This is a genomic window from Sorangium sp. So ce426 (genome assembly GCF_051475585.1).
Lineage (GTDB): Bacteria > Myxococcota_A > Polyangia > Polyangiales > Polyangiaceae > Sorangium > Sorangium cellulosum_B.
In genome coordinates, this window is sequence record NZ_CP150341.1 from 2,673,975 (window position 1) to 2,687,703 (window position 13,729).

14 protein-coding genes are annotated in these 13,729 nt (G+C 71.3%); 9 read left to right on the forward strand and 5 right to left on the reverse strand.

What is annotated here, in order from left to right; translation table 11 throughout:
• Positions 1-198: 198 nt before the first annotated feature.
• Positions 199-1,170 (forward strand): alpha/beta fold hydrolase, encoded by a 972-nt coding sequence (locus WMF44_RS10250; protein ID WP_437298937.1) that lies wholly within the window; start codon positions 199-201, stop codon positions 1,168-1,170.
• Between the two features lie 79 nt (positions 1,171-1,249).
• Here WMF44_RS10250 and WMF44_RS10255 read toward each other — a convergent pair whose 3' ends face one another.
• A complete protein-coding gene (locus tag WMF44_RS10255) occupies positions 1,250-1,681 on the reverse strand; it encodes a type II toxin-antitoxin system VapC family toxin (RefSeq protein ID WP_437298938.1) in 432 nt (143 codons plus the stop codon).
• A complete protein-coding gene (locus tag WMF44_RS10260) occupies positions 1,678-1,983 on the reverse strand; it encodes a type II toxin-antitoxin system Phd/YefM family antitoxin (protein WP_437298939.1) in 306 nt (101 codons plus the stop codon). The genes WMF44_RS10255 and WMF44_RS10260 overlap by 4 nt, the downstream gene beginning before the upstream one ends.
• 400 nt (positions 1,984-2,383) lie before the next feature.
• On the opposite strand from WMF44_RS10260, the gene WMF44_RS10265 reads away from it, so the two are divergent.
• On the forward strand, positions 2,384-2,590 hold the full coding sequence (locus WMF44_RS10265) for a hypothetical protein (protein WP_437298940.1): 207 nt from the start codon (positions 2,384-2,386) through the stop codon (positions 2,588-2,590).
• A 118-nt stretch (positions 2,591-2,708) separates the two neighbouring features.
• Here WMF44_RS10265 and WMF44_RS10270 read toward each other — a convergent pair whose 3' ends face one another.
• Complete coding sequence (locus WMF44_RS10270; RefSeq protein ID WP_437298941.1) at positions 2,709-3,401, reverse strand: hypothetical protein; 693 nt, start codon at positions 3,399-3,401, stop codon at positions 2,709-2,711.
• 661 nt (positions 3,402-4,062) lie between these two features.
• On the opposite strand from WMF44_RS10270, the gene WMF44_RS10275 reads away from it, so the two are divergent.
• The gene (locus WMF44_RS10275; RefSeq protein WP_437298942.1) at positions 4,063-4,986 is read left to right on the forward strand and encodes a Rieske 2Fe-2S domain-containing protein; all 924 of its coding nucleotides are present in this window, start codon (positions 4,063-4,065) and stop codon (positions 4,984-4,986) included.
• A 161-nt stretch (positions 4,987-5,147) separates the two neighbouring features.
• Here the strand turns inward: WMF44_RS10275 and WMF44_RS10280 are convergent, their stop codons facing one another.
• Positions 5,148-5,414, reverse strand: a complete 267-nt coding sequence (locus tag WMF44_RS10280; protein ID WP_437298943.1) for a hypothetical protein — start codon at positions 5,412-5,414, stop codon at positions 5,148-5,150.
• A 101-nt stretch (positions 5,415-5,515) separates the two neighbouring features.
• Here WMF44_RS10280 and WMF44_RS10285 point away from each other — a divergent pair, with 101 nt between their 5' ends.
• From WMF44_RS10285 to WMF44_RS10310, 6 genes are all read left to right on the forward strand, one after another.
• Positions 5,516-7,021: a multinuclear nonheme iron-dependent oxidase gene (locus WMF44_RS10285; protein ID WP_437298944.1), complete on the forward strand. Its 1,506-nt coding sequence runs from the start codon at positions 5,516-5,518 to the stop codon at positions 7,019-7,021.
• A 3-nt stretch (positions 7,022-7,024) separates the two neighbouring features.
• On the forward strand, positions 7,025-7,771 hold the full coding sequence (locus tag WMF44_RS10290) for a nucleotidyltransferase domain-containing protein (RefSeq protein WP_437298945.1): 747 nt from the start codon (positions 7,025-7,027) through the stop codon (positions 7,769-7,771).
• Positions 7,768-8,808, forward strand: coding sequence for a hypothetical protein (locus WMF44_RS10295; protein WP_437298946.1), 1,041 nt, complete (start codon positions 7,768-7,770; stop codon positions 8,806-8,808). Before WMF44_RS10290 ends, WMF44_RS10295 begins: the two co-directional genes overlap by 4 nt.
• Positions 8,792-10,216, forward strand: coding sequence for a hypothetical protein (locus tag WMF44_RS10300; protein ID WP_437298947.1), 1,425 nt, complete (start codon positions 8,792-8,794; stop codon positions 10,214-10,216). The genes WMF44_RS10295 and WMF44_RS10300 overlap by 17 nt, the downstream gene beginning before the upstream one ends.
• Before the next feature lie 87 nt (positions 10,217-10,303).
• Entirely contained in the window at positions 10,304-11,326 is a 1,023-nt protein-coding gene (locus WMF44_RS10305) for a TauD/TfdA family dioxygenase (RefSeq protein ID WP_437298948.1), read from the forward strand.
• A gap of 68 nt (positions 11,327-11,394) precedes the next feature.
• Positions 11,395-12,006 (forward strand): hypothetical protein, encoded by a 612-nt coding sequence (locus WMF44_RS10310; RefSeq protein WP_437298949.1) that lies wholly within the window; start codon positions 11,395-11,397, stop codon positions 12,004-12,006.
• A gap of 77 nt (positions 12,007-12,083) precedes the next feature.
• Here WMF44_RS10310 and WMF44_RS10315 read toward each other — a convergent pair whose 3' ends face one another.
• Entirely contained in the window at positions 12,084-13,355 is a 1,272-nt protein-coding gene (locus WMF44_RS10315; protein ID WP_437298950.1) for an alpha/beta hydrolase, read from the reverse strand.
• Positions 13,356-13,729: the final 374 nt, after the last annotated feature.

Below are 13,729 nucleotides of genomic sequence, written 5' to 3' on the forward strand. Positions count from 1 at the left end.
GATTTGCTTGAGCCGTTTGTCATTTGTATTTACTTGCGGCCTTGGTCCGTTCGTGAACAATCTGCTCGGCGGCGCGGTCGAGATGATCGTCAATCCTGGCGATCGCCGCGGTCGCGTCGAGACTCTTCCTTTTGGCCGTGGCAGCGCGTGATCGAGGGGCAGCCTCGCGCGCGCGGCCGGCAGTGGAGATCAAGAGCCATGACCGACAAGAAGCAAGGAGCACCTTCGTCCAGCTCGACCCGTACCCGCCGCCAGGTGCTGAAGCAGGCCGTGGGCCTCGGCGCGGGGCTGGCCGCCACGAGCTTGCTCGGTGGCGAGGCGTCGGCGGCGCCGCGCATCCGCTCCGGGACCTTCATGACGAGCGACGGGGTCGCCCTCAACTACCTGGAGGCGGGGAGGGGGAGGCCGCTGCTGCTCCTGCACGGGTGGTCCCAGTCGGCCGCGCTGTACAGGGCGCAGATCCTCGCCTTCTCGCGGCACCACCATGTCTTCGCGCTCGACTGGCGCGGACATGGCGCGTCGGAGAAGCCCGAGCACGGCTACCGCATGGCCCGCTTCAGCAGGGATCTTCACGAATTCATCTCCGGGATGAGGTTCAAGCACCTCTCCGTGCTCGGTCACTCGATGGGGTGCGGCGCGCTCTACGGCTACTGGGACAACTACGGGGGTCGCGCTCTGGACCGGCTGATCCTCGTCGACGTGGGCCCGGCGATGACGGCCTGGCCCGACTGGTCCCCGGAAGAGGCGGTCGAGGCGGGGGCCCTGTTCACCCCGCAGTCGCTCCACGAGACGGCCGCCGCGCTGCGCGGGCCCGACGGGATCGCCACGACCTACGGGCTCGTGGCCACCATGTTCACCGCCGGCTACCCGGCGGATCAGCTCGCCCTGGTCGTCGAGCAGAACCTGAAGCTCCCGCGCGAGTACGCCGCCAAGCTGCTCGTGGACCAGGCCGAGCAGGACTGGAGGGACGTGATCCCGCGGATCGACGTGCCCACGCTCGTCGTCGGCGGAGAGGCGAGCATCTTCAACCCCATCTCCCAGCAGTGGGTCGCCGACCAGATCCCCGGCGCCGAGCTCATCCTCTTCGGCGCGGACGAGGGGGGCAGCCACTTCATGTGGCTCGAGAACCCCGAGAAGTTCAACGAGGATGTCCTCGACTTCCTCGGCTGAGCTGCGCCATCCCTGAGCGGCTGTCGCGCGGGGCTGCGCGGCGGCACCTGCCTTCGCTGTCGATACGATAACTCGGCGCCTATTGCTTCTTTCTGCTCGACCAGTTCTCGATCGGCAGGCCCTGAAATCGCCGAAAATCTCGGGTATTCACCGTTACCAGGATCAGGTCGTTGCTCTTCGCGATGGCGGCGATTTGGCCGTCCACGAACGGTGCCGACGTTCCCTTTCCATCGAGCCGAGCGCGCTCGTCGGCATGCCATGCCGAGGCCGCGGCATCGTACGGCAGGATGGGAAAAGACAGGTAAACGACCTCGCGCAGGTACGCCTCCAGCGCCGTGCGCCGCTTGCCTGAGGGCAGGAGCCGACAGCCGTACCACAGCTCGTGCCACACGGGGGCGGCGAGCGCGCTCTCGTGCGCGTGGGCCTCGATCTTCGCGAGCATCGCCTCGTCGGGCGCCTGCTTCATCGGCTCCGAGATCGTGGAGGTGTCGAGCAAGAAGCGCGGGCTCACAGCTTGACCTGTCGACCCGGCGAACGGTCGCGAACGGACGCGGCGAAGTCGCGCTCCAGGCCCACCTCCGCGAGGTCGTGCCTCTTCCGGAATGCACGGTACGCGTCGCCGAAGCTCGGTCGATCCGAGCGCAGCCGGTCGAACTCCTCCCGGGACAGGACGACCGCCACGGGGCGACCTCTCCGGGTGAGCTCGACGACTTCACCCGCTTCCGCTTGCTCGATGATGGAGGGGAGATGGGCCCGAGCTTCTGCGACGGAGTAGCGATGCGCCATTCCATAGATGTACACCAATATGTACATTCGTGCAACCGGGCGGGATGGCTCTGGTCCTCGCTCGGGTCGCGCAGCTCGGCGTCAGGACCGGTCTTGGCGCCGGAGAACTCCCTCCGACGATGCTGCCGACGATACGTGGCTTGCGACCAGCGAGTCGGCGCAGGGGTTCACGCGCGTGTGCTGTCAGCCTGCATGCGCGTGCTGCCAGACCGGAGATAAGGGCGATTATGCCCCCGCACACGGCGCACCGGACAGCTTGCGGCTTGTTCGCCCTCCGCGTGACGATCTCGGCGCGCACGTCGAGGAGACAGTCCACGGTCGGCTGATCGGGCTGACGCACCCTTATCCCGAGAGGTAACGCTTCCTGTACTCGGAGACGAAGGCAGAGGCGGAGCGGCGCGTGCTCGCCGCGAACGAACCCGGCGGCATGACCACCGTCGTCCCGCTCGCGGCCGCGATCGAGGGCGCATGGCGCCTCCTCGGCGTCCGCCGGGCGCCGCCGATGACCCGCTTCGCCGTCGCCATGATGTCGCATTCGGTGACCGTGAAGATCGACCGCGCCCGCGCCGAGCTCGGCGATACGCCCGTCATCGGCGTGGAAGAGGGGCTGGACCAGCTCTCGGCGGCTTGTTGACAGGGGACGAGCCGCGGGCGGTGAGCGCCGGATCCTGCGGCCGCTCGTGGCCGGTGCCGGGCCGTTTTCGGCCGCCGCGGCGGGGGCCGGGCGTGGCGGCTCGATGCCCGCCGTGCGTTCATTGCGCACGAGCGCCGCGGCGCTGCGCAAAGAGCCAGCGCCAGGTCCCATCCTCGGCATAGACATCGATGAACACGGCGTGCCCGCCGCGCGCGAACTCGGTGAGCGTGAGCGCCTCGTCCGCGGACGCGCCGGTGCCGGGACGCCAGACGACCTGGCCGCCATCGAACACCGCGGTCGAATCGGACCCCGGCGGATAGCTCAGCATCGGATTGCCGGCCGGGGCGCCCCGCAGCGCCGCGATGGCGGATACCCAGGTCGCGGACATGTAGTTCGGCACGATCTCGTCGTCGAACGCGTGGAACGCGCGCACCGGCAGCGTGCGCAGACCCGCCGCGAGCTCACCCGCCTGCGGGCAAGCGCCGCAGATGGGGAGCGCCGCCGCCAGCCGCTCCGGATGCATAGCGGCGTAGCGCCAGGTTCCGCATCCACCCATGCTCGGACCGGTGACATAGATGCGGTCGCGATCGATCTCGTGCGTTGCGAGCAGGTGGTCGAGGAAAGCGTCGATCTTCGTCGGGTCCCATTCGCCGGGCGACTGCGGTGCGGCGATCAGCACGCCGGCGTCGACGAGCGGGGACGACATGCCGAACAGGCGCGCGCGCGCCAGATAACGCAGCGGCGGCAGGCGGTGGATGATGGCGCGCGGATCGCTACCGTCACCGCGGCTGCTCCCGCCGTGCAGTACCATCAGGAGCGGGCGCGGCCCCGGCTCCGGCGGCACGTACTCGACATATCCGTAGGGCGACGCCGTCGACCCGATGGGATGCGCCTGCATCATCAGGGCAGGGATCACGTAGCGCAGCGCGAGCAGCGCGAGCCCCGCCGCTGCGACGACGGCCTGCGTCGCCCTCCTCGCGCGGCGAGCCCAGCGCGGTCCTGACACGTGGCCGAGCCTACACTGCGCCGAGCATGGGGGCCATCAGCGTGCTGCGCTCCTTCCGGCGCGAGCGTAGCTCGCCCACGGGTGGTGGTGTACTTTGGCCGAAGGTGGGGCTTTGAACCGCCAGAAGACGCCAAGAAAAATATAAAAAATTGGCGTCTTTTGGCGTCTTTTGGCGTCTTTTGGCGTCTTCTGGCGTCTTGACGGTTCCTTCATTCCGGCAGGGCAGGGGAAGTACGCCACCACCCGCCCCGGATGCCCAGCAGCTCGCGCCCGGCCGCCCGGCTGCTCGCCAGGCGCGCCTCGCGCGGCGAGGGAGCGTGCCAGTGCCTCGGCGCACTCACGCCTGCGAGGTTTGCTGGTAGAGTGACGTTCTCATGCCGCGATCACCGGCACGATGAGGCCCCTCCGCCCGGCGCTGCACGAGCGCGCGGGCGGCCCCGACAGACGCTGAGCCGAGGAGACCCACGTGAGCGCTCGAATCCCTCTTCAGCCTTTCCCCCGAGGCTGGTTCCAGGTCGCCACCTCGGACGAGCTGTCCACGGGCGGGCCCATTTCGCTCCGCTGCTTCGGGCAGGATCTGGTGCTGTTCCGGACGCAGGACGGACAGGCCAGGGTCCTCGACGCCCACTGCCCTCACATGGGCGCGCACCTCGGGGTGGGGGGCCGCGTCGAGCAGGGCGGCATCCGGTGCCCGTTCCACGGATGGGTGATCTCCGGCGAAGGGAAGTGCGTGCACATCCCTTATGCGGACACGATCCCGCCGAAAGCGAAGACCCGCGCCTGGGAGGTACGGGAGCTCGACGGCCTGATCCTTGTCCACCACGCGCTCGGCGGCGAGCCCCCCGCCTTCGAGATCCCGCCGCTCGCCGAGGCGCGCTCGACGGAGTGGTCCCCGAAGCTCAGCAAGCGCTGGAGGGTCCGGACGCACATCCAGGAGAACCTCGAGAACATCGTGGATCCGGCCCACTTCGTGACGGTGCACGGCATGCTGGTGCCGCCCCGGACCGAGATCGAGATCGAGGGCCACATCATCCGATCCAGGTCGGCGGTGAAGCAGAAGGGCCCGGGAGGGCAGGTGGTCGACGGCACGATCACCTGGGAAGGCCACGGCATGGGGTACGGGACGATCCGCTTCACCGGCATCGTCGAGCTCCTCTTCGTGAACACGGTCACCCCGATCGACGACGAGCTCGTCGACATCCGCGTCGCCTTCTGGCTGCGCAACGACGGCGCGCAGCGCCTCGGCCAGGCCCTGGCGGCGGAGGTCTGCCGGCAGATCGAGGAGGACATCCCGATCTGGGAGAACAAGATCTACCGCGCTCAGCCCGTCCTGTGCGCCGGGGAGAAAGGCATCATGACGTTCCGCAAGTGGAGCAGCCAGTTCCTCTGACGCGCGGGGCGCGGCGGCGGCGCCTATCCGAGCGGGGCCACGTCGACCGGGAGCTGGTTCAAGGGCCGCAGCACCGTCGAGGAAGGCGCGGAGGTCCTCGACCGCCTGGCCATAGACCAGGCGATAGCCCTCCTCGGTGACAACGCCGAGGTGCGGCGTGATCACCGTGTTGTCGAGCGCGAGCAGCGGGTGATCCGCGGGCAGCGGCTCGGGCTCGAAGACGTGAGCCTCTCGAACAGCGCGCGCGGGAACGGCGTGCGCTCGCGCATCAGCACCACGGCCTGGAAGGGGCGCAGCCGCGCGGCCAGGGCCTCGAGGTCGTCGAGGTGGTCGGTGAAGGCCTGCTCCTCCGCCGCAGGGTGGAGGCTTCGCCAGTCGGCCATCCGGAGCGCCACGCCCTGGTAGTCGTCGAGGATCGCCACGCGCATGGGTGCTGCCTCTCGCATCTCGGGTGAGCTCGACTTCCAGCCGATCCCGATGGCCTCTGTTCCGGATCCCTCCGCGAGGGCAGACTGAGGCAGGTCCCCGCGTGCTCGTGCCCGCCCCCAGATCGCCCCTCTCCGGCGCCGTCGGCGTCGTCGGCGTTGGATTCCGCCCCGAGCTCGCCGCCGACTTGCTGGCCGCGCCCGGCGCGGTGGACTTCGTCGAGGTCGTCGCCGAGGCCTGCTTCGCGAGCCCGGCCGCGCGGCGCGAGGCCTCGGCCATCGCGCGCATCTGGCCGGTGGTGCCCCACGGCGTGAAGCTCTCGCTCGGCAGCGCCTCGGGCATCGACATGGATCGCGCGCGCCGCCTCGGGGCGCTCTGCCGGGAGCTCTCGGCCCCGGTCGTGAGCGAGCACGTCGCGTTCGTGCGCGGCGGCGGCCGGGAGATCGGCCACCTCACCGCCCTGCCGTACACGCTCGAGGCGGCGCGCGCCGTCGCGAAGAACGTCGCCGCCGCCCGGCGGGCGCTCCCGGACATCCCCCTGCTGCTCGAGAACGCGGCGTGCACGCTGCGGTTCCCGGGCGACGCCCTCGGGGAGGGGGACTTCTATGCCGAGGTCGTCGCCCGCACCGGGTGCGATCTGCTCCTCGACGTCGGCAACGTCTACGCGAACGCCGTCAACGCCGGCGTCGATCCCGGGGAGCTCGTCGGTTCCTACCCGCTCGAGCGCGTGGCGATGATCCACATCGCCGGGGGCGTCGTGGAGCACGGCTTCTACTTCGACACGCATGCCCATCCGGTCCCCGCGCCGGTGTTCGACCTGCTGGCCCAGGTCGTCGCTCGCATCGGGCCGCTCCCGATCCTCTTCGAGCGCGACGGTGATTTCCCGCCCTTTGCCGCGCTCGCGGCCGAGATCGCGACCGCGAGGGCGATCGTCCGGTCCGCGCCGACCCGACCGACGTTGACCCGACCGACGTTGGCCGCGACCCGACCGACGTTGGCCGCGACCCGACCCACGTTGGCCGGGCCCACACCGGCCGAACCCACGTTGGCGCCGACCCGACCGGGGTTGCCCACCTCTCGTGTCGCCTTGCTGCAAAATTCTCCTGATGCTTCACCTTCCGAGGCGTCGGCGCTCGCCGAGGTCCAGGCCCGCGTGGCCGAGCTGCTCACCTCACCCGTCGATCCGCGGCCGGAAGCCGTGGCTCCGTTCGACGCCGAGGACGTCGCCCGGTCGCGCGCGATCCTCCAGCGCAAGCGCGTCGACGACGCGCTCCCGCTCTTGCCGCGGCTCTCGTCTCACCGCGAGGCGGCCGCGCGCCTCGGGGCCCGGTGCGTCGAGGCGTCGCCGCGGGCCCCGCGCCTCACGGCGGTCGCCGACGCGCTCCGCATCGCCGCGGCGGCGGCGGACGACGCCCGGCTCGCGCCCGAGGCGATCGTCGACCGCCTGCTGCTCCGCGCCCGCTTCGTCGGGCCCGCGGGCGACGGGAGCGTCAGGCCCAGGCTCCTGCCGTTCATTCGGCGAGAGCGGCTGCCGGGAGGTCGGGTAGTCTGGGCGATCAAGGGGATTGGCTCGAGCGCCGAGGTCCGGCTCATCGAGCCGCGAAGGTAGACCATGAACGAGGGATCCATCGCCACGGGGAGCGCCGTCTCCAGGTTGCCGGCGCCGGTGCAGGCGCGGCTCGTCGAGCTCAAGGAGAGCCTCGAACGGACGCTCGGCGACGAGCTTTCGTGCCTGCTCCTGTACGGGAGCGCGGCGCGCGGCGGCTACCGAGACGGGCAGAGCGACGTCGATCTGATGGTGGTGCTCAAGGAAGCCTCCCGCCAGAGCCTCGACGCGATCGCCAACGCGCTCCAGATCGCGCGCTACGCGGCCCGCATCGAGGCGATGATCCTCACCGCCGCCGAGATCCCGCGGGCCGCGGACGTGTTCCCGCTGCTCTACGACGACATCCGCCGGTGCCACGTGCTGCTCTCCGGCAGCGACCCGTTCTCGTCGCTCGTGATCGACGGCAAGAACCGCCGCCTGCGCGTCGAGCAGGAGCTGCGCGAGGCGCAGATCCGCCTCCGGCGCGCGGTGGTGGACGGGATGGGCGCGGACGACGCCTTGAAGGGGGCGGTCTCCCGCAAGGTGAAGCAGATCCGCGGCCCGCTCCACGCCCTGCTCGGCCTGCACGGGATCGAGGGCGGCGACGATCTGGGCACGGTGCTCGCCGGAGCGGGCAAGCTCCTCGGCGTCGACGTGGCCCCGCTGAAGCGCGTCCACGAGGCGCCGGGCCCGGCCTACGCGGCGCTGGCGGAGCTGCTCGCGCGCGCGGTCGACGACGTCGACCGGCTGGAGCACCCGGAGGCGGCGCGATGATCCACGAGATCTTCGACTTCTTCCCGTTCAACATGGCGTCGGGGCCGGCGTTCCTGCTCTTCTATCTGGCGCTCTCGGTCTCTGGCCTCGTCGTCGCCATCCTGGTGCGCAGCGCGGTCGGCGCCTCCCTGGATCGAGCGGGGCAGGCGAGCGTCCCCGCGGGGGGCGCGTCGTACCGCTCACCGGCGTGGCGGCAGCGGCTCTCGGCGGGATGGATCCCTCAGCCGGACGAGTACTGGGCGATCGCGTACCTCCGCGACGGGAACAAGGGCGTCGCCGCCACGCTGATCGCGGTCGCGATGGGCGCGGGCTGGCTCGTCCCCGCGGGGGACGCGAAGGACGCGCCGCAGGCGCTGCACCTCCTGGTCGGCTCGCCCCCGCCGGACCGGGTGCTCGCGGCGTTCTTCAGCTCGCTCTCGTCGAGGGGCGCGCACGGCCAGCAGACGGTGACGCTCTCGATCGAGCAGGTGCGCACCTCCGCCGACAAGATCGCGGCCCGCTTCGAGCAGGAGATCCGCCTCGATCTCGCCGCCGCGGGGATGCTCCGCCCGCGGGGGACGATGACGGCCCTCTCGGCCGTGGTGTGGGCGGTCGGCCTCGGCCTGCTCGGCGTGGGGCTGATCCGCGCTTTCCGCGCGGAGGAGCTCGACCGGCCCTACGCGTTCCTGGTGGTGGAGATGATCGCGCTGCTCGTCGCCACGTGGATCGTGGCGCGGACCGCGAGCGCCTACAGCACCATGAAGTCGGACTACCTCCGGTGGCTCGACGACTCGACCGTCTCGCTCCGCTCCGACGTCGCGAGCGGCCGCCGCCGGGAGGCGGTGGACATCGGCCTGACGGTCGCCGCGAGCGGCACGGCGGCGCTCGCGATGTCGCCGCTCTTCGGGCCGATGGTCTACGCGATGACCCCGCCCCCCCCGGTCACGACGGGGGGCGGCTCGTCCGGCGGATCGAGCTGCAGCTCGTCGAGCTGCGGGGGCGGCGGCGGCTGCGGCGGGGGCGGCGGCTGCGGCGGTGGTGGTGGCTGCGGCGGGTGACGCCCGCTTCGAGGTGCTCGACGCCCTCGGCCTGTGCCGGCTCACCCGGCGCACCGGCGATCTCGACGGCGCGGTGCCGCTCCGGGTGGCGAAGGCGTGCGTACCGCTGCTCGAGGGCAACGCGTTCGGGCTCCAGATCACGCTGGCGCGGCCGGTCGAGGTGCGGCGGCGCCTCGGGTCGCTCCGCGCCGAGCCGGCGGGCGAGCACCGCGAGGCGCTCGCCCGCGCCCACCGCGCCGCGCTGACCCGGCTGGTCTCGCAGGGCTTCCTGGCGCCGGAAGGGGCGTGGCACCGGGCGCTGCGAGGCGGCCTCGCCTGGACGTGCCGCAAGGGGCTGGGGCCGCCCCGCCTGCGCCTGTGGACGGGGCTCCTGGTGCGCCCCGACCCGGGCCTGTGGCTGCGCGTCGCGGGGGCAGCCAACCGCCGGAACGCGCTGATCGAGGTGAGCGAGGCATACCTCGCCGACGACGGCGCGTTCGTCCCGCTGGTGGTCGAGCTGCGCGTCCGCGACGAGGCCCCGCAGCGGCTGCAGATCGAGGGGGAGATCGGCTGCATCGCGCCCGTGCTCCCCGACGTGCAGATCGAGGCGTGCTCGCTCGCGGACGCGCCCGAGGTGGGGCGGGCGCACGCCGAGTTCTACGACGCGAAGTACTTCGCGGTGAAGAAGGGCCAGGTGACCCGCAAGTACCGGCGGCTCGTCGGGGGCACTGCGGGTGGGCGGAACGCGAGCGCGGGCGAGGGGAGCACGGGCGGGGAGGGCGCGGGCGAGGAGAGCACGCGCGTGGGAAGCACGCGCGAGGCGAGCGCAGGGCCGGCGCGCGTGCGGCTGGTCGTCGCCGGGCCGGCGGCGCCCGAGATCATCGAGGTGACCGAGGTCACGACCGCGGCCGGGCCGGATCCGGTCCCCTGGCGCGGGGGTGCTCGGCGGCTCGCGTCGATCGTGGTGAGGAACGCCGTCCCGTTCCGCGCGACGTTCGACGGGCACACGCTCGCCGTCGCGCCGGACGCGCCGCGCCTCGCCGACGGGGCGGCCGCGGTGGAGCGCGCGTTCGCGCGGACCTTCGGCGACGCTTTCCTCGCCGCGAACCGCGGGGCGCTCTGGTACCTGACGAAGTACTTCACGCCGCATCCGCCGGGCGAGCCGCACTTCTTCGTGAAGCCCTGGGCCTTCACCCGGACGCCGCCGGGCTGGTCGAGCCTGCTCGACGGCGTCAACGGCGACGGCTACGACGTGATGCGCGGCGTGGTCGCGACCGACGCCTTCTTCGCGACCCCGGCGGTGTTCCACGTGCGCCGGCTCGGGGCGCCGATCGAGGTGCCCGAGGGCGCGCCGTTGCTCCGGATCGTGCCCATCCCGCGCGACCTGCTCCGGGCCGGCTTCCGGGAGGCCCGCTTCCTCGATGCGTGAGCGGAACGGACGGCGCGATCAGCGGGTCTGTATATGCTGGATAAGCATGATGATTTCCCCCTTCGAGCGCCCTCGCGGAGCGCGCCCATGAGCGAGCGATGGATCTGGCCCGGGCCGGAGGGCGGCCCGGCGAGGCTCTTCGGCGAGCTCGCGGCGCGCGGCTTCTCGGTCCTCCGCGGCGACGCGGCGCTGGCGCCGGAGGAGGCCGCGCGGGCGCCGTGGAGCTTCGCCGAGCGGCTCCTCGGGGCAAGGCCGCTCCTGGTGGAGCGGCAGCCGATCAAGGCCGTGCCGGGCGGCAGGTCGTTCGCCGCGAGCTCCGCGGCGGCGCCGCTCCACACCGACAGCCAGTGCTTCGCGGGCGCGCCTCCGGCGGTGCAGATCATGGCCTGCGTCAGGCCGGCGCAGCACGGCGGCGGCTGCCTCCTGCTCGACGGCTGGCCGCTGCTCTCGGCGATCGAGCGCGCCGAGCCCGAGCTCTTCCGCGCGCTCTTCACGGTGTACAGGCGCATCCCGTTCGTCTTCGGCGACTTCTTCGGGCCCACCGTGTCGCTCCGCGGCGGCGCGCTCGCGCTCACGCACGCGCCGTTCGTGCCGCCGGGGGACGCGATCGCCGCGCGCCTCGCGCGCTTCGTCGAGGCGTCGCGAGGCGAGGTGATCGAGCTGTCGCTCGGCCCGGCGGACATCCTGGTCGTCGACAACCGGCGCATGCTGCACGGGCGGCGGGCGTTCGAGGGGGCGCGCGAGTTCGTGCGGCTGCTCGTCTGGACGGAGGCGCGGCTCCCGTCGCCGCCGGCGTACGACGCGCTCGCCGCGGAGGTCGCCGGGGCCGCCGCGCGCCGCCTCGCCGGAGCGCCGCGGGCCACGCGGCGGCGGCTCGGCCTCGACGCGCCGCCGCCGCTCGAGGCCCGCCGCCGCCTCGGCCTGGTCCTGGAGATGCTGCGCGGCGTCCCGCCGGGCGTCCTCGCAGCGCGTGAGCGCATGCCCGAGCCCGAGCTCTACCGCCTCCGCGACGCGGCGCTCGCCGCCGCGGAGGAGGCGCTCTCGGGCGACGCCGAGGGCGCGGACGACGGCGCGCTGGCGGAGGCGATCGTGCGGACGAGCCGCGGGTGACCCCACGGCCGCCCGCGCGCGACCGAGGACGTTGGTGCGCCGCGGCCGCCGGGATACGCTCTCGAGGCATGGCGTCACGTCCTCTCGGAGCGGCCGCGCTGTGCGGGATCGCCCTTGGCTGCGCGGCGTGCAAGCCGGCGGCGCCGCCGCTGCCGGCGCATGTCCGCATCTCCATCGACGGCGCCGTCATCAGCCCGGCCAAGGCGGACGGCCGTCAATGGGACGGCATGGGCGCGGTCCCCGCGGAGGCGCTCACCGCCATCGGCGGCCTGCTCCGCACGAAGCACCCCGTCGCCGCGGCCGCCAGTGTGGCCGGCTTCGCGGCGGAGGCGGCGGGGGCGGGGACCGAGCCGCCGGAGCCCTTCGGCTCGGCGGAGCTGTTCGTGGGCGGCCGGTCGCTCGGGAGGCGCGCGCTGGATCGCCCGGGGCAACGCGACACCTGCACGCCCGGATGGAAAGGCCCGCCGACCTGGTACCGCGTGCCGCTCACGCCGGATGTCCACCTGAGCGGTGAGCTCGTCGACAGGGACCTCGTGAACGACGACTTCATCGGGCGGTTCGCGATCCACCACGGTCACCTCGTCGAGGCGCTCCGAGCGCGCACGGTCTATCCGGTGGCGGTCGACAACCAGGCCGCCGGGCAGGTGCTGTTCGTCTGGATCGAGGTCTGGCCGGAGTAGAGGCCTGCTCGCGGTAGAGCGACCGACCGGCTTGAAGCTGCCTGGAAAGCGCAGGTTCCGGAGCGACGCTCGGCCGCTCAGCCGCGATTGCGTCTTGCTCGCGCTCTGAAGAGCATGGCTCCGATCGCCGCAAGATGGATCCCGAAGCGCCAAGGCGGCGTTCCGGGTTCGGACCCGGGGACCGAGACGCTGCAGCCACCGTCTTCCGTCACAGGCGTAGCCTGGTCGGTGCCGCCGCTCGCGCTGCTCGAACCCTGCCCGCCATTCGCTGTGGAACCGCCTGTCGTGACGGCATCACCTCCGGGCACGCCCCCGCCGCTCCCGCTCCCGCTCCCGTCCCCTGCGCCCGCGCCGCTCCCGCTCCCGTCCCCTGCGCCCGCGCCGCTCCCGCTCCCATCCCCTGCGCTGCCGCCGCTTCCGTTCCCGCTCCCGTCCCCTGCGCTACCGCCGCTGCCCGCGGTCTCACCCGCCCCACCGGCCCCGCCCTCCCCACCGCCGCTCGTCGTGCCCTCATCGAGGAAGATGCGCTGGGCGAAGTTGTAAAAGCTGCGGTTCCAGACGGTCTTGGTATGACCTTCGTTCGCCTCGATCTGGTAAATATGGTCGATGTTGTTCTGATCCAGGAAGTCGTGATAATTCCTGCTATTGTTGATCAGGTTGTCTGCGCTGCCGCAAGAGATGAAGATGAGCTTCACGTCCTTCTTGACCGCAGCCACATCCTTGATGGTCTGACTTGGCTGCTGGGTATTGGGCGCAGCCGAATACGGTCCGATGTAATGGAAGACATCGGTGTTGGGGAACCCGAAGTTGAAGGTCTGCCCCCCGCCCATCGACAGGCCGGAGATGGCCCGCAAATCGGCATCGGTGGCGGCGGAATAAGTCTTTTCGACCCAGGGGATCAGGTCGTTGAGCAGGACGTCCCCGAAGTTCGCGAAGCGCGCGAAATCGTCCCCTCCGTCCATCTTGCCGCTGGGCATCACGACGATCATGGGCTTGGCCATCTGCTTCGAGTACAGATAGTCCATGATATTGTCGGCATTGCCTTCGTTGCTCCCCTGGCCGATCCAGGAAACCTCATTGCCGCCGATCCCGTGATGCAGATAGACGACAGGATATTTCTTGTCCGTCGAGTACCCCGGCGGCGTGTAAACCGTCACCTTCCGCATTCCGTAGTTTCGGGTCGGATAGCTGACGGAGACGTCCACCTTCCCATGGGGAATGCTGTTGTCCCTGGCATCGAAGCCCCTGGGCGGAAGGGGAAGATTCGCGGGGTCGCTGGCGTACGCCGCGGCGGGGAGGGCAGAGATGACCGCGAGCGAAAAGACGGCAGGCCAGTTCTTCAAGGGCATGAGGACCTCCAACGTGCGTGAAATTCAAAATCGAGTTCCATGGCCCGCGCTAGTTCCATGGCCCGCGCTACAAGCGCATTGGCGCACTTGCATTGTCACCGTGGTGTCCCGGGCAAGCGGCACGTGCCGACGCACGGGTCGCGCACCACGCGGCAGCGGGCATGCAAAACTACGCTTCAGGCGTTCCGAGGAGCAACAGGGCGAGGGAATCCAAACGCGATCCGAGCGACTAGAGAATCCAAACGCGGTTCGAATGTCAAGCGCCGCGTGTGAACGTTCTCATGGTGCAGTCACGCCGCACGTGTTGAATGGCACGGGAAGCCTTGCGCGGTTCGCCTCTCTCGCCTGCTTCGTGAGGTTGATGTCTGTCCGTT